The sequence below is a fragment of the Microbacterium paulum genome, assembly GCF_015707995.1.
GTDB lineage: Bacteria > Actinomycetota > Actinomycetes > Actinomycetales > Microbacteriaceae > Microbacterium > Microbacterium paulum.
On the sequence record NZ_JAAGRY010000026.1, the window covers coordinates 17,102 to 40,778 of the forward strand.

The following is a 23,677-nucleotide window of genomic DNA, read 5'->3' on the forward strand; positions in this document are numbered from 1 at the left end:
CGGTCAGGCCTCACTTCTTCCAGCCGACGATCGTCCAGTCGACGGGCGAGTAGCCGAACATCGCGGCACCGTAGTTGACGAGACCCTGCTTCACGGCCCAGACGTTGGGCAGCGGGGCGATCGGGAACATCGGCACGTACGACCAGATCTCTTCGTTGATCTGGTTGGCGATCTCGATGCGCTTGGCCGGGTCGAGCTCGGCGTTCGCCTTCGTCCACAGGTCGCCGAGCTTCTCGTCGGTCGTACCGGTGAAGTTCTGGCCCGAGTCGAGCGGGTAGAAGATCGCCTCGGCGGACGAGATCGGGAACGGCGTGCCCTGCCACGAGAACGAGACCATCTCGAAGTTGCCGGGGATCACGTAGTCGCTGAAGTACTGCGCGGCCGGAACCGTCGTCAGCTCCACCGGAATGCCGAAGTCACCGAGGTCGGCCTGCACCTGCTCGGAACGCTGGATGTTCGTCGCCGTGTCGGCGGGAACCGTGATCGTGAGCTTGAGCGCCTCGCCGTCCTTCGTCCAGCTGTCGCCGTCCTTCGTGTAGCCGGCGTCCTTCATGAAGCCCTCGGCCGCGGCGGTGTCGTGCGGCAGCGCCTTGTCCTGGTAGCCCTTCTGGCCGTTCATGAAGATGTAGTCGCCCTGCGTGACGGCGGGAACGCCGACGGGGGTGTTCGCCGCCGACGAGATCTGCTCGCGGTTGACGACGGATGCCACGGCCTTGCGCACGTTGACGTCGGAGAGCGGGCCCTCCTTGGCGTTCATCGTCACGTGCGTCCAGGTGAGGCCGTTGGTGGCCTGCAGCTCGGCGTCGTCACGCGCCTTCGCGGTGGCGTAGAGGTCGGCGTTCGCCGAGATCGACAGCGCGTCGATCTCCTTGTTGGCGAAGGACGAACCCTGCTGGGCCTGGCTGACGACCTTGAACAGGATCGTGTCGAGCTTCGGCTTCGCGCCCCACCACACGGGGTTGGGCGTCAGCGTGATGACCTGACCGGTCTGGTCGATCTTCGAGATCGCGTAGGGGCCGTACGACGGCATGGCTTTCTCGGTGAAGCCGGTGTTGAACGCCGTAGGATCGTTCGCGATGGCCGCCGGCAGTACGGTGCCACCGAACAGGGACTGCCAGTCGGCGAAGGTCGAGCTGAACGTGACCTTCACGTCGAACTCATCGGTGCCCTGCTCGACCGAGCCGATCTGGTCCCATCCGGTCGTCGAAACGACCTGGTAGGCCTCGTTCGAGCCGTTGAGCGCCTTCCAGGTGGCCTCATAATCGGCGACCGTGATCGGCGTGCCGTCTTCCCAGACTGCCTTCGGGTTCAGCTTGATCTCGACGACCTGCGGGTCGTCGCTCACGAGCTCGACCGACGACGCGTAGTCGGGGTTGACCTCCGACGCGCCCTCGGTCGTGATGCGCAGCGGGCCGCCCTGCGTGGCCGCGAGGATCGTGTTGGTGTCGACGTCGTTGCCGTCGATCTCCGAGTTGTTGTAGTTGACCGGCAGGGCGCCGACGGCGAGCGTCAGCGTGCCGCCGTCCTGCACGTCGCCCGCGTCAGCGGCATCCCAGTCGACCGTCGGCAGGGCCGCGGACGGACTGTTGCTCTCGCTGGGCGCGGTGTTGCCTGCGGCGCAGCCGGCGAACAGCATCGCGGCTGCGCTGAGCATCGCGATGGCGCCGAGCGCTTTTGCACTCCGTGTCCTCATGTGATCTTTCCTCTCGTTACCTTCTGGGGGCCCGGGCGAGGTGGTGCGCTCGCCGGGGGTCTGTTACGACGCGGCGGCCAGCACCGTGTCGGAGACGAGCTCGGAGCGGTCGGCGTGGTGGCACGCGACCTTCGAACGGCCGTGGGGGGTGAGCTGCGGGTCGGAGGCCCGGCAGAGCTCCTGCGCGGACTCGTCGAGCAGGGCATACAACGGACAGCGGGTGCGGAAGAGGCAGCCGCTGATCTCCTGCGTCGGGCTCGGCAGGTCGCCGTTGAGCAGGATCCGGGTGCGCCCGCGCTCGATCGCCGGGTCGGGAATGGGGGCGGCCGAGATGAGGGCCTTCGTGTACGGATGCCGCGGATTGTTGAACACCTCGGCGACCGGTCCCTGCTCGACGATCACGCCGAGGTACATCACGGCGACGTCGTCGGCGATCTGCCGGACGACCGCGAGGTCGTGCGCGACGAACAGGTACGACAGCCCGAGCCGCTCCCCCAGGTCTTCGAGCAGGTTGATCACACCCGCCTGGATCGACACGTCGAGGGCTGAGACGGGCTCGTCGAGGATGAGCACGGCCGGGTTCGTCGACAGCGCACGCGCGATGCCGATGCGCTGACGCTGACCGCCCGAGAACTCGTGTGGGTAGCGGTCGGCCATCGCCGGGTCGAGCCCGACGAGGTCGAGGAGCTCCGTCACGCGCGCGTCGCGCTGCGCCTTGGGCACGCCCTGCACCTGCAGCGGCTCGGTGATGACCTCGCCGATCGGCAGCCGCGGGTCGATCGCCCCCATCGGGTCTTGGAAGACGATCTGCACGTCGCGGCGGAGCTTCTTGACGTCTTTCTTCGAGGCATCCGACACGTCGATGCCCTCGATGCGGATCGAGCCCGACTGGGGGGCCGTCATCTCCATGACCTCGAGGATCGTCGTCGTCTTGCCGCACCCCGACTCGCCGACGAGGCCGAGCGTGCGGCCGGGGCGGAGCGTGAATGACACGCCGTCGACGGCGCGCACCGTGCCCACGCGGCGCGGGAACACCGAGCCGCGCATCAGCGGGAAATGCCGCTTGAGGTCTGCGACCTCGAGCACCGGCGCGTCGTCGGTCTCGGCGCGCTCCTCGGCGGGGAGCGGCTCGGGCCGCGGGAACACCTCGGAGCGAACGAGCTCGCCGCGGGTGATCTCACTCGCGCGGATGCACGCCGAGGTGTGCAGCGGCGCCTGCGGATCGTGGGCGATGAGCGCGGGCTCGACGTCGCGGCACGCGTCGATCGCGATCGGGCACCGGGCGGCGAAGGGGCATCCGGTCGGCAGGTTCGCGAGAGACGGCGGGCGCCCCTCGAGCGGCACGAGCCGCTGCGTGCCGGCGGTGAGCATGTTCGGCACCGAGCGCAGGAGGCCGATCGTGTACGGCATCTGCGGCGCGGCGAACACCTCGCCGGTCGCGCCGAGCTCGACCATCTTGCCCGCGTACATCACACCGACACGATCGGCATGCCCGGCGACGACGCCGAGGTCGTGGGTGATGAGCACCACAGATGCCCCGGTGATCTCCTTCGCCTTCTCGAGGACGTCGAGGATCTGCGCCTGGATGGTGACATCGAGCGCGGTCGTCGGTTCGTCGGCGAGGATGACCTTCGGATCGTTGGCGATCGCCATCGCGATCATGGCGCGCTGGCGCATGCCGCCGGAGTACTCGTGGGGGAAGGCACGCGCGCGCCGCTCGGCATCGGGGATGCCCACGATCTTGAGCAGCTCGACCGAACGGGCCGCCGCGGCCTGCGCCGACAGCTTCGAGTCGTGCAGGCGCAGCGCCTCGCTGATCTGGTCGCCCACCGTGTAGACCGGCGTCAGCGCCGACAGCGGGTCCTGGAACACCATCGCGAGCTCTTTGCCGCGGATGCGAGAGAGCTTGTTGTCGTCGAGACCGATCAGCGGGCGGCCCTCGAACTCGATCGAGCCGGTGATCTCGGCCGTCGAGGGCAGCAGGCCCATGATCGCGAGCGACGAGACGGACTTTCCCGACCCCGACTCGCCGACGATGCCGAGGAACTCACCCGGATACACGTCGTACGAGATGCCACGCACGGCATGCACGGGCGCGCCGTCGCGCTGCGGGAAGGTCACGCTGAGGTCGCGCACCGACAGGAGCGGTGTCCCCGTCCGCTCGCGCGTTGCGGTGGCGAAGGTGGCGGGCTCAGTCACGGTTCATTCCAGAGGTGGGGTCGATCGCGTCGCGCAGCGCATCGCCGACGAGGCTGATGGCGAACAGCAGGATGATGAGGACGAAGGCGGGGAAGACGAACAGCCACGGGCGCGTCACCGCCGCGGCGGTGCCGTCGGACAGGAGCGTGCCGAGGGAGACGTCGGGCTTCTGGATGCCGAAGCCGAAGTAGCTGAGGGACGTCTCGGCCATGATCGCCGAGACGACGCCGAGCGTCGCGTCGATGATCAAGATCGATGCCATGTTCGGGATGATGTGCCGCGTGAGGATCGTGCGCGTCGGCTCGCCCATGTACCGGGCCGCACGCACGAAGTCGCGGTTTCGCAGGGACCTCGTCTGAGATCGCACGACCTGCGCCATGATCATCCAGCTGAACAGGGCGATGTAGAACATCAGCACGACCCACGACAGGCCCTTGATGAGGGGGCTCAGCAAGATGAACAGGAAGAAGGCGGGGATGACGAGCAGCAGCAGGATGATCCACTGGATCACCCGGTCGACCCAGCCGCCGATGTATCCGGCCGTCGAACCCACGAGCGCCGCGATGATCGTGGCCGTCGGTCCGGCGACCAGACCGATGACGAGCGACTTCTGCAGGCCCGCGAGGGTCTGGGCGTAGATGTCCTGCCCGATCGAGTTGGTGCCGAACCAGTGGATCATGGTGGGCCCGAGGCCCATGTTCAGCGGGTCGCGGTCGGTGATCGACCACGGATAGACGAGGGGGCCGACAAACGCCCAGAGGATGATCGCGACGACGACCGTGATGCCGATCCAGAATCGGGGCATCTTCTTCAACCGCGACCAGACGAGCCCCGAGCGCGAGAGCGGCTTGCGAGTCTGCGTGACGTCGCTGACGGGCTCGAGCGGTTCCTCGATCGCTTTCTCCTGCATCACGGACACGTCAGCTCCTCACCCTCGGATCGAGTGCGGCGTAGAGCACTTCGGACAGCGTCGACGCGATGAGGTACAGGATCGCGACGAACAGGGCGGCACCGGCGACCGCGTTGATGTCGTTCTTCTGGATGGCCTCGATCTGGAACTGCCCCATGCCGCGCCAGCTGAAGACGATCTCGAGCATCGCGGAGCCGGCGATGAGCACGCCGAAGCTGTACGCGAAGAACGTCGACATCGGGATGAGCGCGAGCCGCACGCCGTGACGGACGAGCGCCTTCGTGCGCGGCAGCCCTTTCGAGCGGGCGGTGCGGATGTAGTCGGCGCCGAGGACGTCGAGCATCACGCTGCGCTGGTAGCGCGAGAAGGATGCCGCGCCGATCAGCACGAGCGCGAGCGTCGGCAGCAGCAGATGCACCGCTCGATCGACGGCGAGATCCCACCAGCTCCCGCTGATGCCGGCGGTGTACTCCCCGGTGAAGTTGATGACTTGAGACCCGACGAGGTTGTTGAACTGCGTCGCGAGGATCATCAGCAGCACGCCGATCACGAAGGTCGGCGTCGCGAACACGATGTAGGAGGCGTACGTGACGATCTGGTCGCTGGCGCGGTACTGGCGCACCGCCCCCCAGACGCCCAGCAGCACGCCGAGCACGGCGCCGATGATCGAGCCGATCAGCAGCAGGCGAAGACTCGCGCCCGAGCGAGCGGCGATCTCCGCCGTCACCTGGGCGCCCCCGACCGTGGTGCCGAGCGAGAACTGGGTGAACAGGTTCGTCAGCCAGTGCCACAGCCGCACGAGGATCGGCACGTCGGGGTTCACGCCCATGGCATCCAGCGACGCGTCGATCGAGGACTGCGGCGGCCTCGGGTTCATTCCGTAGAAGCGCGCGGCGGGGTCGAGCGCGATGCTCGCGAGGATGTACGCCATGCACGTCGCGATGAGGCTCAGGATGGCGTAGTTCAGGAACCGCCGAAAGATGTAGATGGTCATTGAGCCGGCCTCGCGGCCTGCCGGGGGTCAGACGTGTACATCGTCGTTCTTTCGTCGAATCAGATCAGGGGATGCAGCGTGTGCGGGGAACGCATGGAGGCTCCCGATCCTTCGACCCTAACCCCGGCGCGACGCTGCGACCGTCGGTGCTGTGGAGTCTTTGCACGACCGTAACATTGGGTCACGCCTTCGCAAAATGACCCGTGCGTGGTGGCGTTCATAGGCAATCCTGATACTTTCAGGCGGTCGTGCTGAGCGCAGAGATCACTGCGCCGACCACGACGACGGCGAGAGCCACGAGGGCGGGAACATCCCACGATCGCTGGATGCCGAGGTCGCCGGCATCCCGACCGGCGGGGGCCCCGGCGGCGTCGCCCGACTGCCAGGCATCCACGCCCTGCCAGGCGTCACGCAGTTCGGCGACGTCGCGCAGCGCGGCGGGCACCGCGCGCCCCGGTGACGGGTCGGCGGGGCCCGTGCCGGCCGACCGCGGCCGGTCGGTGCGGGGTGCGCGCCCCCGCCGACCCGCCCCCGGGCCCCCGGAGGCGGGCAGCGACGAGCCGTCGTCGAGGCCGAACACGACCTGCCAGCGCATCGCGATGTCGCGCACGCGCGGCCAGGGCACCCGGGTGATACGCAGATAGTTCTGCACGGTGGCGCCCTCGCGGTCGAAGGTGATGTGCGAGGCGTAGAGCAGCACGTATACCGCCCATACGGCGAGCAGCACCCAGGGCACCAGGCGCAGCATCTCGACGACACCCGCCCGCACGAGCGCGTCGCCGAGCAGCAGCACCGCGACGGCGCCCGCGAAGATCAGTGCGATGGTGCCCGACGTCGCGCGGAGGGTCCGGCGCGGCGGGGTGACACCCGCCGCGCCGGAGAAGCGTCGCCCGCTCAGAGCCCGGCCGCCGCTCCCCCGCCGAGCGGGATGGATGCCCCGGGGATCGCGTCGAGGAGGCGCTTGGTGTATTCCTCGGTCGGGTTCGCGAAGATCTCGTCGACCGTGCCCTGCTCGACGACCTTTCCGCGCTCCATGACGCAGACGAGGTCGGCCGCCACCCGCACGACCGCGAGGTCGTGCGTGATGAACAGGTACGTGAGCCCGAGCTCGGACTGCAGGTCGGCGAGCAGCTTCAGGATCTGATCCTGCACCAGCACGTCGAGCGCCGAGACGGCCTCGTCGAGCACGACGATGTCGGGCTTGAGCGCCAGAGCGCGCGCGATCGCGACACGCTGACGCTGGCCGCCCGACAGCTCGTTCGCGTACCGTGAGGCGAGCGACTGCGGTAGCGACACCTGGTCGAGCAGCTCCGTCACCCGTGCGCGGCGCGACGCGGCGTCGCCGACCTTGTGGATCTCGAGCGGCTCGGCGATCGTGTTGCCGATGTTGCGCATCGGGTCGAGCGAGCCGTACGGGTCCTGGAACACCGGCTGCATGCGACGGCGCAGCGCGAACGTCTCCCTGCGGGAGAGCCCCGCGACATCCACCCCGTCGACCTCGATCGTGCCCGACGTCGGCTCCTCGAGCTTCAGCACCATCTTCGCGACGGTCGACTTGCCCGACCCCGACTCGCCGACGAGGGCGAGGGTCTTGCCGCGCGGGATGTCGAACGACACGGCATCCACGGCACGGAACGGCTCGCTGCGGAAGCTGCCCTGACGGATCTTGTAGTCCTTGGTCAGCTCGCGCACGCGGAGGGTCGGCGTCGCGTCGACGATGTCGGCGGCCCTCGTGACGCCGCGATCCTCCACGACCGCTTGAATGCGCTGCGAGGCGATCGAGGGCGCCGCCGCGACGAGCCGCTGCGTGTAGGGGTGCTGCGGGTTCTCGAGGATGAGCCGGCTCGGCCCCGACTCGACGATCTCGCCGTCCTTCATCACGATGATCCGCTCGGCGCGCTCGGCCGCAAGGCCCAGGTCGTGCGTGATGAGGAGCACCGACGTGCCCTTTTCGCGCGTGAGCTTCGCCATGTGGTCGAGGATCACGCGCTGCACCGTCACGTCGAGCGCCGAGGTCGGCTCGTCGGCGATGAGCAGCTTCGGGTCGGCCGCGAGGCCGATGCCGATGAGCGCGCGCTGGCGCATGCCGCCCGAGAACTGGTGCGGGTACTGGTGCATGCGCTTCTCGGCATCCGCCAGACCCGCCTGCTTCAGCACCTCTACCGCGCGGGCCTCGATCTCCTTCTTGCCGCTCGCGATGCCGTTGGCACGCACCGCCTCCTTCACCTGGAAGCCGATCGACCACACCGGGTTGAGGTTCGACATCGGGTCCTGCGGCACGTAGCCGATCTCACGGCCCCGGATGTTCGCCATCTGCGCCTGGTTGTACAGCGTCAGGTCGTCGTCGCCGAGCATGATGCTGCCCGACGTCACGTGCCCGGTGCCCGGAAGCAGCTGGATGATCGCCGACGCGGTCGTCGACTTGCCCGACCCCGACTCGCCCACGATGGCGATGGTCTCGCCCGGGAAGATGTCGAACGTGACGCTGTGCAGCACTTCGCGGCTGCCCGACTGCGACTCGAACGCGACGTGCAGGTCGCGCACGCTCAGCAGCGGCTCGCGTGAGGTCGCGTTCATCGGCGGGCCCTCGCTCTCGGGTCGAGGGCGTCGCGGATGAGCTCGCCCAGAAGGATGAAGGCCAGCACCGTCACCGTCAGGATGATCGACGGGTAGATGAGCGCCATCGGCGCGACGCGCAGCGACTGCTGTGCGGCACTGATGTCGTTGCCCCAGGACATGACGTTGCTGCCGAGGCCGACACCGAGGAACGCGAGCGTCGCCTCGGCGACGATCGCCGCCGCCAGCGAGATCGTCGTGATGACCAGCAGCGGCGCTATCGCGTTCGGCACGACGTGGCTGACGAGCGTGCCGAAGCGCGACTTGCCGAGCGCCCGGGAGGCGGTGACGAAGTCGGCCTGACGCACGCGCAGCACTTCGGCGCGGACGACACGGGCGGTGGATGCCCAGGCGAAGCCACCGATCGCGAACGCCAGCGTGAACACGTTGCGGTTCGTGGAGAAGACGCTCATCACGACGATCGCCGCGAGGATGTACGGGATCGAGAAGAAGATGTCGCCGATGCGCGAGAGCAGCGAGTCGAGCCAGCCGCCGTAGAAGCCGGCGAACGCGCCCATGATGAGGCCGATGACCGTGCCGATGATCGTCGCGAGCAGGCCGACGGTCAGCGAGGTGCGCGCACCCCAGACCATGCGCGCCCAGACGTCGCAGCCGAGGAACGTGAAGCCGAGCGGATGCCCGTCGGTCGGGCCGCCGTTGCTGTTTGCCAGCTGGCAGTCGTTGTTCGGCGGCACCTGCGTGAACAGGGTCGGCCAGATGGCCATGAGCAGGACGATGGCCACCACCAGCAGGCTCAGCCAGAACACGGGGCGGCGGCGCAGGTCGCGCCACGCGTCGCTCCAGAGGTTGCTCGGCTTCTCGTCGACGCGGACGGCATCGACGACGAGGGTCGTGGTCGGGGCGGGAGCGACGTAGTGGTTCACCCCCGTGGGGTCGTTGAGATCACTTGACATAGCGGATCCTCGGGTCGAGCAGGCCGTAGAGCAGGTCTACGACCAGGTTGACGAGCACATAGATGATCACGAACACCGTGACGAACGAGACGACCGTGGGCCCCTCGTGCTTCTGCACGGCGTGGAAGAGGGTGTTGCCGACGCCGGGCACGTTGAAGATGCCCTCGGTGACGGTGGCACCCACCAGCAGCACGCCGAAGTTCGTGGCGGAGTTCGTGATGACGGGGATGAGCGAGTTGCGCAGCACGTGCACGGGGACGACGCGCGAGCGGGTCAGGCCCTTGCTGTAGGCGGTGCGCACCCAGTCCTGGTTGAGCGTGTCGATCACCGACGAGCGCATCAGGCGCATGCTGGTGGCGTAGAGGCTGAGACCCAGCACGATCGCGGGCAGCCAGAGGTCGCCCCAATCGTTCTGCGCGCCGACCGTGGGTTTGAACCAGCCCCACTGGATCGCGAGGAAGTACTGGGCCAGGAAGCTCAACACGAAGATCGGCAGGGCGACGAAGATCAGCGCGATGATGAGCATCGTGTTGTCGAACAGCTTGCCCTTGCGCAGCGCCGAGACGGTGCCGATGATGATCGCCAGCGTGAACTCGATCGCGATGGCCATGACGGCCAGGCGCGCGGTGACCGGGAGCGTCCGGGCGAGCACGTCGTTGACCGACTGCCCCGAGAACGTCGAGCCGAGGTTTCCCTGGAAGATGCCGGTGATGTAGTAGAAGTACTGCACGATGAACGGCTGATCGAGGTGGTACTGCGCGCGCAGCTGCTCGACGACCGCCGGGTTCGGCGTCTTGTCACCGAACAGCGCGATGATCGGGTCTCCGGGCAGCGCGAAGACCATGAAATAGATGAGCAGGGTGGCCCCGAAGAACACGGGGATCACCTGCAACAGGCGTCTGAGGATGTAACCGAACATCCCTCTCCTTCAGATGTGGGGTGCGGCGCGTCGGGCACGGCCTGAGTCACCCGCGAGAAACATCGTGCCGCGCGGGGAGCGCGGACGCGAGAGCCAGATGGACATACCGCGGGGCGGTGACGAGGTGTCACCGCCCCACGGGACGATCCGGGATGATCTGATTACTTGGTGATGAGGTAGTACAGCGGCACCGAGTTCCAACCGAACTCGACGTTCTGCACGCCCTCGGCGAAACCGCCGGTGACGTTGGAGTACCACAGCGGGGTCGCCGGGAGGTCCTTCAGCAGGATCGACTGAGCCTTCTGGAAGTCCTCGTTGGCCGCGGCCGAGTCGGTCGCCGAGATGCCGTCGGAGAGGAGCTTGTCGAACTCGGGGTTCGAGTAGTCACCGTCGTTCGAGCCGGCGTTGGTCGCGTACAGCGGGCCGAGGAAGTTGTACAGACCGGGGTAGTCGGCCTGCCAACCGGTGCGGAACGCGGTCTCGATCGTACGGCTCGTGACGTCCTTGCGGAGCGAGGCGAAGTCGGCGTAGGGGTTGCCCGACGCGTCGATGCCGAGGGTGTTCTTGATCGAGTTCACAACCGCGTCGACCCACGTCTGGTGGCCGCCGTCGGCGTTGTACGAGATCTGGAACGTGCCCGACCACGGCGAGATGGCGTCGGCCTGGGCCCACAGCTTCTTGGCCTCGTCCGGGTTGTACGCGAGCACCTCGGAGCCTTCGAGCTTGTCCGACCAACCGTCGATGACGGGCGAGGTGAAGTCGCTCGCGGGGGTACGCGTGCCGTTGAAGACAACCTTTGTGATCTCTTCGCGGTTGATCGACATCGAGATCGCCTGGCGGCGGAGCTGTCCCTCTTCACCCGAGAAGTGCGCGAGGCGGCCCGGGATGGTGAACGACTGGAACACGGCGGCGGGCTGGTTGACCGCGCGGTCGCCGAGCTCCGACTCGAAGGTCGCGAGCGCCGACGAGGGAACGCCGTCGATGACGTCGACCTCGCCCGAGAGCAGGTCGGCGTATGCCGCGTCCTGCGTCGCGTAGAAGACGATGTCGAGGCCGGCGTTGTGCGCTGCACGGCCGCCCTGGTAGTCGTCGTTCTTTACGAGCGAGATCTGCACGTTGTGCTGCCACGCGTCGTCCGAAGCGATCTTGTAGGGGCCGTTGCCGATCGGGTTCTGACCGAAGGCATCCATGTCCTCGAACGCCGAGTCGGGCAGCGGGTAGAAGGCCGAATAGCCCAGGCGCAGCGCGAAGTCGGATGCCGGCTTGTTGAGCGCGATCGTGAAGGTGTAGTCGTCGACCTCCTTGAGGCCGGTCAGCTCGGCGTCGGCGTCGTAGCTGAAGCCCTCGATGTCCTCGAAGAAGTAGCTGTTGAGCTGCTTGTTCGAGAGCTTCGCGCCGTAGTTCCAGGCCTCGATGAAGTTGTGGGCCTGCACCTCGGTGCCGTCCGTGAACTTCTGGCCCTTCTTGAGCTTGACCGTGAGGTGCTGCGCGTCGTCGACCGTGATCGACTCGGCCATGTCGTTCTGCGGCGCACCCTTGGCGTCGTAGTAGACGAGACCCGCGAAGATCTCGTCGAGGATCTTGCCGCCACCGACCTCGTTGGTGTTGGTCGGGATCAGCGGGTTCTCGGGCTCGGAACCGTTGGTCTTGATGATGGCGGTGGTGTTGCCGCCCGATGCGCTCGGCGTACCGCTGCCGCTGCTGGAGCAACCCGCGAGAGCGAGTCCTCCGGCGACCAGCAGCGCGATGCCCGCAAGGGCGATCTTGTTGCGCTTCAACTTGTCCTCCTGTGCAAGGGTGAATCGCCCACAGCGTGCTGTGTGAACGCAGGGGCGGGAATAGGGAAACTGTAAGTAACGCGACAGTCTTCGACAAATCAACCCGGGAAAACGTTACAGACCCTTAACTCAAGCGACGCCAGATGTGGCAATCTGACAAGATGATCGCCGATCGTGACCCATTCGGCCCTGCTGCACCCTCGGCATCCACCGCCCGACTGCGCACCTCGCTCTGGTGGGAGATCGCGATCGTGCTCTCACTCTCGGTGGGGCGCTCGGCGGTGTATTCGGTGCTGCAGCTCGTGCAGGCCCTCACCCGCGAGGAGGCACTGGGCGACCAGTCGACCTCGCTGAATCCGGGGGCGAACGCACAGCAGTTCTGGGACGTGCTCTACCAGTTCGTCGGGGCGTTCTTCGGGTTCGCGCCCATCGCGCTCGCCATCTACCTGCTGTGGGAGCCGGGGGTGTCGGCGTTCCGCCGGATCGGCCTCGACTTCCGCCATGCCGGGCGGGATCTCGGCACAGGTCTGCTGCTCGTCGCGGTCATCGGCGTGCCCGGGCTCGGCCTGTACGCCGCCGGGCGCGCCCTCGGGGTCACCGTGCAGGTGGATGCCGCGCCCCTCGATGCCTCGTGGTGGACGATCCCGCTCCTGCTTCTCGCGGCGCTTCGCGCAGGGCTCACCGAAGAGGTGATCTTCATCGGGTACCTCTTCGACCGGCTGCGCCGGCTCGGCTGGAGCACGTGGACGGTCATCCTCTCGACTGCGGCCCTCCGCGGTGCGTACCACGCGTACCAGGGCTTCGGCTCGATCATCGGCAACATGGCGATGGGCATCGTGTTCGGCTGGGTCTACGCCCGGTTCGGGCGGGTCATGCCCCTCGTGATCGCCCACACCGTGATCGACGTGATCGCCTTCGTCGGCTATCCCCTCGCCGCCGCCTGGTGGCCCGGCGTGTTCTGACCCCAGCGCGGCGCGTGGCCCCGGTCCGGCCCCTCCGCCCGCGAGACACCGTTGGTGCGCCGAGACACCGCCGATGGACCGGTGTCTCGGCGCGGAGACGGTGTCTCGTCCGGGGGCGCGTTCGCGCGCGCCGCGTTGTCCACAGGGGCGGGATCGACGGAGTTGTGCACAATCCGGGGTGAGGCGCTCCCGGTGGTGGGCGACATGCGGTGTGATGCGTGGATGCCGCTTCCGCTCCTGTCCGATGCGCGTGCCTGTCCGGTTCCGTTCGTCACCCGCGCCGCTGCGACGCACATCGACCGAGACGTCGCCCGCGGCGATCTCGCGCGCGTCGACCGCGGGGTGTACGCGCCGAAGACGCTGTGGGACGCGCTCGCCCCGTGGGACCGTTACCTCGCCCGCGTGCACGCTGTCGCCCTCAGGCATCCGAACGCCATCTTCGTGCGCGAGTCCGCAGCCGCGCTCCGGGGCATCGCGGTCTTCGGCGAGCCGCGCGACGTCCACGCCGTCGCGCAGGACGCGGGACGCACCCGCATCAGAGGCACGACGCGCTTTCACGCCGCAGAACGGATGCCGCGGTTCGAGCGGCTCGGCAGCTTCAACGTCGCCACGGCGGGTGAAGTCGCGGCCGACGCGGCGCGCCTGTCGCACCCGGCGGTCGCGCTCGCGATCGCTGACAGTGCACTCCGAGCCGACGGGACTCTCACGGTCGCCGACATCGGTGACCTCGCGGAGACCCACCCCTCGTCACGAGGTCGGTCGCGCGCGCGGTGGGTGTGCGCGAGGGCGACCGGAACACCGGAATCACCGCTCGAGAGCGTGAGCATCGCCGTGATCGAGTGGCTCGGTTTCCCGGCTGCAGAATCGCAAGTGTGGATCGGTGATGACCGCGTCGATCTGTTCTGGCGGCGGTGGAACGTCGCCGGCGAAGCCGACGGCGACGGCGACGTCAAGTACAGCGGGGCCATGGGCGATGCCCGTGAGGCGCTGCGCGCACGACGCACACGCGACGGTCGACTGATCGCCCGCGGCGTCGCCGCCGTACCGCACTGGTCGTGGGCCGATGCGATCGACGCCGCTCCGCTGCGGACGGCTCTTCTCAGTGCGGGCATCCCCATCGTCCGGGCGCCCCAGCCGACCTTCCTCGCGACGCTCCCGACCGCCGTACGCGGCCACTGATCGGGCGCGCGGCGACGAGACACCGCCCGTGCGCCGAGACGCCGGTCCATCGGTGGTGTCTCGGCGCACAGGCGGTGTCTCGTCGAGGAGAAGCGCAGCGCGAGGGCGGGCGGCTACGCGAAGGCCTCGACGGGAGGGCACGCGCAGACGAGGTTGCGGTCGCCGTAGGCGTTGTCGATGCGGCGGACGGGCGGCCAGTACTTCGTGCGCACGAGCGTGTGCACGGGGTACACGGCCAGTTCGCGCGGGTAGGGGTGCGTCCACTCCGTCGCGACGACGGCCGCGGCGGTGTGCGGGGCGTTCACGAGCGGGTTGTCGGATGCCTCCCACTCCCCCGCCTGCAGCCGCGCAGCCTCGGCGCGGATCGCGATCATCGCCTCGATGAAGCGCTCGATCTCGCCGAGGTCCTCCGACTCGGTCGGCTCGACCATGAGCGTTCCCGCCACGGGGAACGACATCGTCGGGGCGTGGAACGCGTAGTCGATCAGGCGCTTGGCGACGTCGTCGACCGTCACGCCGGTCTCGTCCTTCAGCGGCCGCAGGTCGAGGATGCACTCGTGCGCCACGAGCCCGCCGTCGCCCGCGTACAGCACGGGATAGTGCCCGCGGAGCCGCTCGGCGACGTAGTTCGCCGCGAGCACGGCGGCGCCGCTGGCATCCCTCAGCCCGTCGGTGCCCATCAGGCGGATGTACGCCCACGAGATCGGCAGAATGGATGCCGAGCCGTACGGCGCGGCCGACACCGGACCCCCGTCGAAGACGAATCCGCCCGCGTGCTCGGCGCGCTGCGCGAGCGGGTGCGAAGGCAGATATGGCGCAAGGTGCGCCTTGGCCGCGACCGGTCCGACGCCGGGCCCGCCGCCGCCGTGCGGGATCGCGAAGGTCTTGTGGAGGTTCAGGTGCGACACGTCGCCGCCGAAGTCGCCAAAGCGGGCGAGACCGACGAGCGCGTTCATGTTCGCGCCGTCGACGTAGACCTGCCCGCCCGCCTCGTGCACGGCCTCGCAGATGTCGACGACATCGTGCTCGTACACACCGTGGGTCGAGGGGTAGGTGATCATGAGCGCCGCGAGCGCATCGGCGTGCGTGGCGATCTTCGCACGCAGATCGCCGAGGTCGACGTTCCCTGCCTCGTCGCACGCGACGACGACGACGCGCATGCCCGCGAGCACGGCCGACGCCGCGTTCGTGCCGTGCGCCGACGACGGGATGAGGCAGACGTCGCGCTGCAGGTCGCCCCGATCGTGATGGTACCCGCGGATCGCGAGGAGCCCCGCGAGCTCGCCCTGAGAGCCGGCGTTCGGCTGCAGCGACACCGCGTCGTAGCCGGTGATCTCGGCGAGCCACGACTCGAGCTGCTCGATGAGCACGAGGTACCCCGCGACGTCGTCGGCGGGCGCGAACGGGTGCACGCGCGAGAACTCGGGCCACGACACGGCCGCCATCTCGGTCGCCGCGTTGAGCTTCATCGTGCACGAGCCGAGCGGGATCATGCCACGATCGAGCGCGTAGTCGCGGTCGGCGAGCTGCTTGAGGTAGCGCATCATCGCCGTCTCGGAGTGGTGCACGTGGAACACCGGGTGCGTCAGGAACTCGTCCTCGCGCCGCAACGCTTCGGGCAGAAGCCCGGTCAGGTGCTCCGGCCCCGAGCTCGCCCAGAATCCGAACGCCCGCTGCTCGGGCCCACCGAACACCTGCGCGAGCGCGTGCAGCTCGCTCGTCGTGGTGGTCTCATCGACCGACATACCGACCGAGTCGCTGTCGCGGAACCACAGCTGGAACCCGCGCTCGCGTGCCGCCTCGACTACGGCGCCCGCACGCCCGGGCACCGACACGACGATCGTGTCGAAGAAGTCCTCATGCAGCACGTCGTTCCCGGCCTCGACGATCCAGTCGCGCAGCAGGTGCGCCTTGCGGGTGACGTCGGCGGCGATCCGGCGGAGGCCGTCGGGCCCGTGGTAGACGGCGTACATGGATGCCATGACGGCCAGCAGCACCTGGGCGGTGCAGATGTTCGAGGTCGCCTTCTCGCGGCGGATGTGCTGTTCGCGGGTCTGCAGCGACAGCCGGTACGCGGGCGCGCCCGAGGCATCCACCGACACACCGACGAGACGCCCGGGGAGCTGCCGCTCGAGCCCCGTGCGCACCGCCATGTAGCCGGCATGCGGTCCCCCGAAGCCGAGTGGCACACCGAAACGCTGCGTCGTGCCGACGGCGATGTCGGCGCCGAGTGATCCGGGCGAGCGCAGCAGGGTGAGGGCGAGCAGGTCGGCGGCGACGACCGCGAGGCCGCCCTGGGCCTGGACGGCGGCGATCGGACCCGACGGATCCCACACGCGACCGCTCGCGCCCGGGTACTGGAAGAAGGCGCCGAACGCGTCGATCCCGGCTGCTTCGGTGGCGACGTCCGCCTCGAAGCCCGCGCCGGAACCCTCCCACGGGCCGACTGGCACCTCGACGATCTCGATGCCGAGCGCCGCCGCGCGGTGCGCGAGCAGCGCCTTCGTCTGGGGCAGCGCGTCGGCGTCGACCAGGAACACGTTCGAGGCCGACTTCGAGGCGCGCCGCGCGACGAGCATGCCCTCGACGACGGCGGTCGACTCGTCGAGCATCGAGGCGTTGGCCGTCGCGAGCCCCGTGAGGTCGGTGACCATCGTCTGGAAGTTGATGAGGGCCTCGAGGCGCCCCTGCGAGATCTCAGGCTGGTAGGGCGTGTACGCCGTGTACCAGGACGGGTTCTCGAAGACGTTCCGGGCGATCACCGACGGCGTGAGCGTGTCGTAATAGCCGAGCCCGATCATCGGGCGCGCCGGCTTGTTCAGAGCGGCGAGGGCGCGGAGCTCGGCCAGCGCTTCGGCCTCGGTCGCGGCGGGCGGGATCACGCTCCCGTCGCTCGGGCCGGGCACGGCACCGCCGGCAGGGCGGATCGAGCCGGGAACGGCGCGCTCGACGAGGGCCTCGACCGAGTCGTAGCCCAAGGCGTTCAGCATGATCGCCTGCGCATCGGCGTCGGTGCCGATGTGGCGGGCGCGGAACCCCTCGTCGATCCCGAAGGCGGTGGAGCTCACGCCTCGCCGCCCGTGAGAGCGACGTAGGCGGCCCGGTCGAGGAGTGCCTCGACGTCGGCCGGGTCGACCTGGATCTTGATCAGCCACGCGTCGAACGCGCCGCCGTTGACCGACGCGGGGTCGTCGATCACGGCGTCGTTGACCTCGACGACCTCGCCGGTGAGCGGCGCGTAGAGCTCGCCCACCGACTTCGTCGACTCGATCTCGCCGCAGACCTCGCCGGCGGTGACCGACGAGCCCACCGAGGGCAGGTCGACGAACACGACGTCACCCAGCTTGTCGGCGGCGTAGTCGGTGATGCCGACGGTCGCGACGTCGCCCGCGAGGGCGACCCACTCGTGCTCGTCGGTGTACTTGAGGGCGGTGAGATCGGTCATGCGTTCCTCCGGTAAAAGGGCAGGGCGGTGACGGTCGCGGGAATGCGGGTTCCGCGCACGTCGATGAACAGGTCGGTGCCGAGCGCCGAGAGGGCGGGCGGCACGAAAGCCATGGCGACGGGATGCCCCAGGGTCGGGCTGAGCACGCCGCTCGTGATCTCACCGACGGGCTCGGCGCCGTCGACGGTCGCGTAGAGCGCGTAGCCGGCACGGCCCGCGCGGCGCCCCTCGGCGGCGAGACCGACGAGCACCGGAAGGTCGTCGGATGCCTGGGCGAGGGCGGCCTTTCCGACGAAGTCGTCTTTGTCTGTGGCGACGACGCGGTCGAGCCCGGCCTGCGCGGGGAGGATCTCGTCGGTCAGTTCGTGACCGTGCAGCGGCATGCCCGCCTCGAGGCGCAGGGTGTCGCGCGCGGCGAGGCCGGCGGGAACGAGACCGAGGGGCTCGCCCGCGACGAGCAGCGCGTCCCACAGGGCGGCGGCGACCGCGTTCGGCACGAGCAGTTCGAAGCCGTCTTCGCCGGTGTAGCCGGTGCGCGCGATGAACAGCGGCTCGCCGTCGAAGGTGCCGCCCGACCAGGCGTAGTAGCCGAGGTCGGCGAGAGCCGGTGCGACGCCGTCGATCCCTGCGGTCGCCTCCACGATCTCGCGGGCGCGGGGCCCCTGCACGGCGATGAGGGCGACGTCGTCGGAGATGTCCGTGATCTCCGCGCGGTCGCGATAGCCGTCGAGCGCGGCGGCGACGAGGCCGCGGTTTCCCGCGTTCGAGATCACCAGGAAGTCCTCGTCACCGCGCCGATAGACGATGACGTCGTCGACGACACCCCCGGCATCCGAGAGCAGCAGCGAGTACTTGGCCTTGCCGATCTTCATCGCCGAGATCCGTCCGGCCAGCGCGTGGTCGAGCACAGCCGCCGCCTCGGGGCCGACGAGGGTGAACTCGGCCATGTGCGAGATGTCGAACAGCCCCGCCGCGTCGCGCACCGCGTGGTGCTCGGCGAGGTCGGAGGTGTAGCGCACGGGCATCGACCAGCCGCCGAAGTCGGTGAACGAGGCACCGAGGGCGGCATGGCGATCGTGGAGCGGAGTGGTGCGAAGGTCTGACACGAGTTCTCCCGGGTGGCGGGCTGGCGCCTGCCGGAACCGGCAGGCGGGAACTCCCCCTCTGTCATGGGCCTGAGAGCTTCACCGGCGCGAGCCGGCTTTCACCGTCGGCGGATCCCCCATCACACGGCGGGGATCGCTTTTCAGAGCGGCCGGACGCGTGCGGTACGCGGACCTGAGAGATTGGCGGGGAGGCTTGCTCCTTCGGTGCCCGGCCTCCGTGGAGAAAATGGATGCCAGGGCTCTCCCGCACACGTCATGCGGCCTGTCTTCAGTTGCGGTGTCAGCATAGCGGCTCGAGCGGTGGGCGAGCGTCGTCAGCCCGTGCAGGTTCCCGAGCTGACGCTCGGCGAGTCGGCCGTGACGCTGCCGAGGACGGGTGTGAGCTCGTCGGTCGTGATGGCGTAGCCGCGCACCTCGTCGGTGCCGGTGCCGCGCGCGAAGACGACGCCGAGCACCTCCCCGTCGGCGTCGAGGAGCGGTCCGCCGGAGTTTCCCGGTTGCACATCGGCCTCGAGCACGTAGATCTCGCGCGGCGCCGACGCGGCGTCGTAGATGTCGGGCACGGGAACCGTCGCCACCGAGAGGATCGCGGCGGTCGTGCTCGTGAAGGGTCCTCCGTGCGGATATCCCTGCACGGCGGCCTGCGTGCCGGCGGGCGCCGTCGGCGCGATCACGAGCGGCGTGGCATCCACCCCGCCGATCGCGATGACCGCGAGGTCGACCGTCGGATCGAACAGCACGATGCGGCCTTCGGCGGCGCGGCCACCCGGAAGCTCGACGACGGGCGCGTCGACGCCCGCGATGACGTGCGCGTTCGTGACGACGAGGCCGGGCGCGGCGACGAAGCCCGACCCGGTGAGCGAGACGCCGCACGCGTACGCCGTGCCGCTGATGCGCGCCACCGAGGATGCCGCGGCCTGCAGCTCCGGGTCATCGAGCGCGATCGCCGGCTCGGTCGGGGCGACGACCGCGCCGATCACCGCTTCGAGGCGAGGCAGGCCGTCGGTGAGGAAGGCACCGCGCGCGCGGGCGAGGGCGTCTTCGACCGGAGCCGGAGTGAGAGCGTCGAGCGCGCCGATCACGCGCGAGGAGGCGACCGCCGCCGAGACCTGCGGAATGCCCGCGCCCGCGAGCCCCGTCCCCACGAGTACGAGCACGAGTGAGGCGGCGACGAGGCTGAGCACGCCCCCGAAGAAGCGCTCGACCGCGCGCAGGCGCACCCGGTCGACGCCGCGCCGGATCACGTGGCCGATAGCGCCACCGATCGCCGCGCACACGGCCACGAGCGCGACCGCCGCGGCGGCGAGAGCCGCCGCACGCCAGACGCCCTCGGGCACGACCGTGGCGACCCACGGGGTCACGAGCGGCAGCAGCCACAACGCGGCGACGGCGCCGAGCACGGTACCCACGACCGTGCCGAGACTGGCGAAGAAGCCGCGCGCGAGCCCTCCGGCGAACGCGCCGATGAGAACGACCACGGCGATGACATCGACGATCAGCACGGGACCCCCTTCCGCGCTCACGGTAGCGGGCGCGGCTCTGCCTTGCCTGCGCATCTGCCGACGATGACGCCGAATGCGGGAGGAACTGGATTTGCCCTTCGAGTCACTCTGACTCTAAGATCGCAGCGAGGTTATGGTCATCATGACAAGAACAGACCCGTCAGTCGACGGCATCCGCGTCGCGGTCTCTACCGTGATCTTCAGCCTGCGCCGCGGCGCCGGCGGGCGAGGCATGTCTGTCGTCCTGCCGCTCGTGCGGCGCACGCGCGACCCGCACGAGGGCCGCTGGGCCCTGCCGGGCGGCTGGCTCGCGCACAGCGAAGACCTCGAGCACGCCGCCTCGCGCACCCTCGCCGAAACCACCGGACTCGCTCCCAGTTACCTCGAACAGCTCTACGCGTTCGGAGACGTGGACCGGTCCCCCGAGCGTGTGGTGTCGATCGTCTATTGGGCGCTTCTGCGAGAAGGGGCCCAGCTGCCCCTCGATGCACAGAACGTGTCGTGGTTCGACGCCGCTCACCTGCCGCCGCTCGCCTTCGACCACAACCACATCGTCGACTACGCGCTGTGGCGGCTGCAGAACAAGGTGGGCTACAGCCGCATCGCCCACGGCCTGCTGCCCGACCTGTTCACCCTCGCTGAGCTCCGCGAGGTATACGAGGCGATCCTCGAACGCGACCTCGACCCCGCGAACTTCCGCCGCCAGGTCGAGAACTCGGGAAACCTCATCCCCACCGAGCGGTTCCGCACGGGCAGCCACCGCCCCGCCCGTCTTTACCGCTACGACCACGACGTCGAGCTGGCCGATCGCGGCCCGCTGCCCGGCCGAACCCTTCCTTCCCGAAAGGCTCTCGCATGACCCTTCTCACGCTCCAGTCCACCCGGCCCGGCGAGCCTGCCGACCCCTCGGTCGACCACGGCATCCAGGCGATCGTGTCGGGCGCCTCGAACGCCGAGACGTGCAACACCGACCTCGCCGCGGGTCCGTGGGACTTCGACGCGCGGCCCGGGTACGGCCCGGGGTCGTCGATGGGCGATGTGATCCCGACGGGTGCGCCGCGCCAGGGCGAGCTGCCTGCGGGGTACCGCGAGGCATCCGAAGCAGAGCTGCACGACCGCATCACTGCGGCGAAAGCGGCCCTCGGCGACCGCGTCGTGGTGCTCGGGCACTTCTACCAGCGCGAAGAGGTCGTCGCCCACGCCGACTATGTGGGCGACTCGTTCCAGCTCGCGAACGCGGCCCTCACCCAGCCGCAGGCCGAGGCGATCGTCTTCTGCGGTGTGCACTTCATGGCCGAGACCGCCGACCTGCTCTCCCGCCCCGACCAGGCGGTGATCCTGCCGAACCTCGCTGCGGGCTGCTCGATGGCCGACATGGCCTCGATCGACGAGGTCGAAGACTGCTGGGAACAGCTCGCCGACCTCTACGGCGACCTCGACACGCCAGGTGCCGACGGGCTCGTCCCCGTCGTCCCGGTGACCTACATGAACTCGTCGGCCGCGATCAAGGGGTTCGTGGGGCGGCACGGCGGCATCGTCTGCACCTCGTCGAACGCCCGTACGGTGCTCGAGTGGGCCTTCGCCCGCGGGCGTCGGGTGCTCTTCTTCCCCGACCAGCACCTCGGCCGCAACACCGCCAAGGCGATGGGCGTGCCGCTCGAGCAGATGCCGATGTGGAACCCGCGCAAGCCCCTCGGTGGATCGTCGGAGCGCGAGCTCGCCGACGCCCGCGTCATCCTCTGGCACGGCTTCTGCTCGGTGCACCGCCGGTTCACGGTCGATCAGATCGATCAGGCGCGCGCCGAGCACCCCGGCGTGCGCGTGATCGTGCACCCCGAATGCCCGATGGCCGTCGTGGATGCCGCCGACGAAGCCGGTTCGACGGACTACATCCGCAAGGCCATCGCCGCCACCACCGAGCCGACGACCTTCGCGATCGGCACCGAAATCAACCTCGTGCAGCGCCTGGCCGCGCAGTACCCGCAGCACGAGATCTTCTGCCTCGACCCCGTCGTCTGCCCATGCTCGACGATGTACCGCATCCACCCGGGCTACCTCGCGTGGGTGCTCGAAGAACTGGTCGCAGGGCGGGTCGTCAACCGCATCGAGGTGCCGGCAGGCGTCGCCGATCCGGCGCGCGTCGCGCTCGAGCGCATGCTGGCGGCGCGGCCATGACCGCGGTGGTCGTCGTCGGGTCGGGCATCGCGGGCCTGACGGCGGCGCTGCACGCCGTGGCATCCGGATGCCACGTCACCCTCGTCACGAAAGACGTGCTCGACCACGCCAACACCCGGTACGCGCAGGGCGGGATCGCCGGGGTCATGTTCGACGACGACAGCGCCGCCGCGCATCTGCACGACACCCTCGTCGCCGGCGCCGGGCTGTCGGACCCCGACGCGGTGCGCGCGCTCGTCGAAGAGGGCCCCGCCCGCATCCGCGAGCTGATCGAAGAGGGTGTGGCGTTCGACCGCGGCCCCGACGGCGCGCTCGTGAAGGGCCTCGAGGCGGCGCACTCGTATCCGCGCGTGCTGCACGCGGGTGGAGATGCGACCGGCAGCGCGATCGAGCACGCTCTCGTCGAGCGCGTGCGTGCCGGTGCGGTGCGCATCGTCGAGCACGCCTTCCTCGTCGATCTCGTGGTGGACGGCGGCCGAGTGACAGGTGTCGACCTGCTCGTCGACGCCCCGGCTCCCGGCGGTTCCCCCGTCGGCGAGACCGCTCGCCGCGAGCGGCTCAAGGCCGACGCCGTGATCCTTGCGACGGGTGGCGCCGGCCAGCTGTACGCGCACACGACGAACCCGCCGGTCGCCACGGGCGACGGCATCGCCGCGGCGCTCCGGGCCGGCGTGGCCGTGGTCGACCTTGAGTTCTTCCAGTTCCACCCGACGGTGCTCCCGGCGCACAGCGCCGACGGCGCGGCCGCGGCACCTTTCCTCGTCTCCGAAGCTGTACGCGGAGAGGGGGCGGTGCTCCGCGACGAGCAGGGGCGGCGCTTCATGCTCGACGTGCACCCCGACGCCGAACTCGCCCCGCGCGACGTCGTCGCCCGCACGATCGCCGATGTCATGGCGAGCCAAGGCGGGCGCCCCGTGCTGCTCGATGCGACCGGGCTGCGCCCGACCCGCAAGCAGACGTCGTCATTCCTCGCCCGCCGCTTTCCGACGATCGACGGCGCCGTGCGCGAGCGCGGGTGGGACTGGTCGCGAGAGCCCATCCCCGTGACGCCCGCCGCGCACTATTTCATGGGCGGCATCACGGCCGACCTGTTCGGCCGCACGAGCCTGCCGGGCCTCTACGCCGTCGGCGAGGTGGCGCGCACGGGTGTGCACGGCGCCAACCGGCTCGCGTCGAACTCGCTGCTCGAAGGCGCCGTCTTCGGCGCGCGTGCGGGCGACGTGGTCACCGCCGACGCGCGCGCAGGCGCCTGGCCCGACACCGCCGGCTTCGCCCGGGGCGCGGC

18 protein-coding genes and 2 riboswitches are annotated in these 23,677 nt (G+C 69.4%); of the genes, 5 read left to right on the top strand and 13 right to left on the bottom strand.

Annotated elements, in window-relative coordinates; genetic code table 11:
* Window positions 1-10 precede the first annotated feature (10 nt).
* The 9 genes from G3N18_RS07890 to G3N18_RS07930 all read right to left on the bottom strand — a co-directional run bounded on the left by G3N18_RS07890 (window position 11) and on the right by G3N18_RS07930 (window position 12,023).
* Window positions 11-1,693 carry an ABC transporter family substrate-binding protein gene (locus G3N18_RS07890; RefSeq protein WP_196383750.1) on the bottom strand — a complete coding sequence of 561 codons (1,683 nt, stop codon included), beginning with the start codon at window positions 1,691-1,693 and terminating at the stop codon, window positions 11-13.
* Between the two features lie 63 nt (window positions 1,694-1,756).
* Window positions 1,757-3,892 carry a dipeptide ABC transporter ATP-binding protein gene (locus tag G3N18_RS07895; RefSeq protein ID WP_196383751.1) on the bottom strand — a complete coding sequence of 712 codons (2,136 nt, stop codon included), beginning with the start codon at window positions 3,890-3,892 and terminating at the stop codon, window positions 1,757-1,759.
* Window positions 3,885-4,802: an ABC transporter permease gene (locus G3N18_RS07900; protein ID WP_206693072.1), complete on the bottom strand. Its 918-nt coding sequence runs from the start codon at window positions 4,800-4,802 to the stop codon at window positions 3,885-3,887. The genes G3N18_RS07895 and G3N18_RS07900 overlap by 8 nt, the downstream gene beginning before the upstream one ends.
* A gap of 10 nt (window positions 4,803-4,812) precedes the next feature.
* Window positions 4,813-5,796: an ABC transporter permease gene (locus tag G3N18_RS07905; protein WP_196383753.1), complete on the bottom strand. Its 984-nt coding sequence runs from the start codon at window positions 5,794-5,796 to the stop codon at window positions 4,813-4,815.
* Window positions 5,797-6,034: 238 nt separating this feature from the next.
* Entirely contained in the window at window positions 6,035-6,589 is a 555-nt protein-coding gene (locus tag G3N18_RS07910; protein WP_338038391.1) for a PH domain-containing protein, read from the bottom strand.
* A 101-nt stretch (window positions 6,590-6,690) separates the two neighbouring features.
* Window positions 6,691-8,373, bottom strand: a complete 1,683-nt coding sequence (locus G3N18_RS07915) for a dipeptide ABC transporter ATP-binding protein (protein WP_196383754.1) — start codon at window positions 8,371-8,373, stop codon at window positions 6,691-6,693.
* Entirely contained in the window at window positions 8,370-9,326 is a 957-nt protein-coding gene (locus G3N18_RS07920) for an ABC transporter permease (RefSeq protein ID WP_196383755.1), read from the bottom strand. The genes G3N18_RS07915 and G3N18_RS07920 overlap by 4 nt, the downstream gene beginning before the upstream one ends.
* Window positions 9,316-10,245, bottom strand: coding sequence for an ABC transporter permease (locus tag G3N18_RS07925; protein WP_196383756.1), 930 nt, complete (start codon window positions 10,243-10,245; stop codon window positions 9,316-9,318). Before G3N18_RS07925 ends, G3N18_RS07920 begins: the two co-directional genes overlap by 11 nt.
* A gap of 161 nt (window positions 10,246-10,406) precedes the next feature.
* Window positions 10,407-12,023 (bottom strand): peptide ABC transporter substrate-binding protein, encoded by a 1,617-nt coding sequence (locus G3N18_RS07930; RefSeq protein ID WP_196383757.1) that lies wholly within the window; start codon window positions 12,021-12,023, stop codon window positions 10,407-10,409.
* Between the two features lie 161 nt (window positions 12,024-12,184).
* On the opposite strand from G3N18_RS07930, the gene G3N18_RS07935 reads away from it, so the two are divergent.
* Window positions 12,185-12,985 (top strand): CPBP family intramembrane glutamic endopeptidase, encoded by an 801-nt coding sequence (locus G3N18_RS07935; protein ID WP_230404006.1) that lies wholly within the window; start codon window positions 12,185-12,187, stop codon window positions 12,983-12,985.
* A 222-nt stretch (window positions 12,986-13,207) separates the two neighbouring features.
* Window positions 13,208-14,164: a hypothetical protein gene (locus tag G3N18_RS07940; protein WP_230404007.1), complete on the top strand. Its 957-nt coding sequence runs from the start codon at window positions 13,208-13,210 to the stop codon at window positions 14,162-14,164.
* A gap of 113 nt (window positions 14,165-14,277) precedes the next feature.
* Here G3N18_RS07940 and gcvP read toward each other — a convergent pair whose 3' ends face one another.
* The 4 genes from gcvP to G3N18_RS07960 all read right to left on the bottom strand — a co-directional run bounded on the left by gcvP (window position 14,278) and on the right by G3N18_RS07960 (window position 20,217).
* Window positions 14,278-17,154 (bottom strand): aminomethyl-transferring glycine dehydrogenase, encoded by a 2,877-nt coding sequence (gene gcvP, locus G3N18_RS07945; protein WP_230404011.1) that lies wholly within the window; start codon window positions 17,152-17,154, stop codon window positions 14,278-14,280.
* Between the two features lie 74 nt (window positions 17,155-17,228).
* Window positions 17,229-17,609, bottom strand: a complete 381-nt coding sequence (gene gcvH / locus G3N18_RS07950) for a glycine cleavage system protein GcvH (protein WP_196383759.1) — start codon at window positions 17,607-17,609, stop codon at window positions 17,229-17,231.
* Entirely contained in the window at window positions 17,606-18,715 is a 1,110-nt protein-coding gene (gcvT, locus tag G3N18_RS07955; RefSeq protein ID WP_196383760.1) for a glycine cleavage system aminomethyltransferase GcvT, read from the bottom strand. The genes gcvH and gcvT overlap by 4 nt, the downstream gene beginning before the upstream one ends.
* 51 nt (window positions 18,716-18,766) lie before the next feature.
* Window positions 18,767-18,864: riboswitch (glycine riboswitch) on the bottom strand.
* Window position 18,865: 1 nt separating this feature from the next.
* Window positions 18,866-18,972: riboswitch (glycine riboswitch) on the bottom strand.
* A gap of 57 nt (window positions 18,973-19,029) precedes the next feature.
* Window positions 19,030-20,217 carry a MarP family serine protease gene (locus G3N18_RS07960; RefSeq protein WP_196383761.1) on the bottom strand — a complete coding sequence of 396 codons (1,188 nt, stop codon included), beginning with the start codon at window positions 20,215-20,217 and terminating at the stop codon, window positions 19,030-19,032.
* A gap of 142 nt (window positions 20,218-20,359) precedes the next feature.
* Here G3N18_RS07960 and G3N18_RS07965 point away from each other — a divergent pair, with 142 nt between their 5' ends.
* The 3 genes from G3N18_RS07965 to nadB all read left to right on the top strand — a co-directional run.
* The gene (locus G3N18_RS07965) at window positions 20,360-21,076 is read left to right on the top strand and encodes an NUDIX hydrolase (protein WP_196383762.1); all 717 of its coding nucleotides are present in this window, start codon (window positions 20,360-20,362) and stop codon (window positions 21,074-21,076) included.
* Window positions 21,073-22,392 (top strand): quinolinate synthase NadA, encoded by a 1,320-nt coding sequence (gene nadA / locus G3N18_RS07970; protein ID WP_196383763.1) that lies wholly within the window; start codon window positions 21,073-21,075, stop codon window positions 22,390-22,392. The genes G3N18_RS07965 and nadA overlap by 4 nt, the downstream gene beginning before the upstream one ends.
* On the top strand, window positions 22,389-23,677 hold a 1,289-nt coding region (gene nadB, locus G3N18_RS07975; protein WP_196383764.1), incomplete at its 3' end, for an L-aspartate oxidase. The genes nadA and nadB, both read left to right, overlap by 4 nt.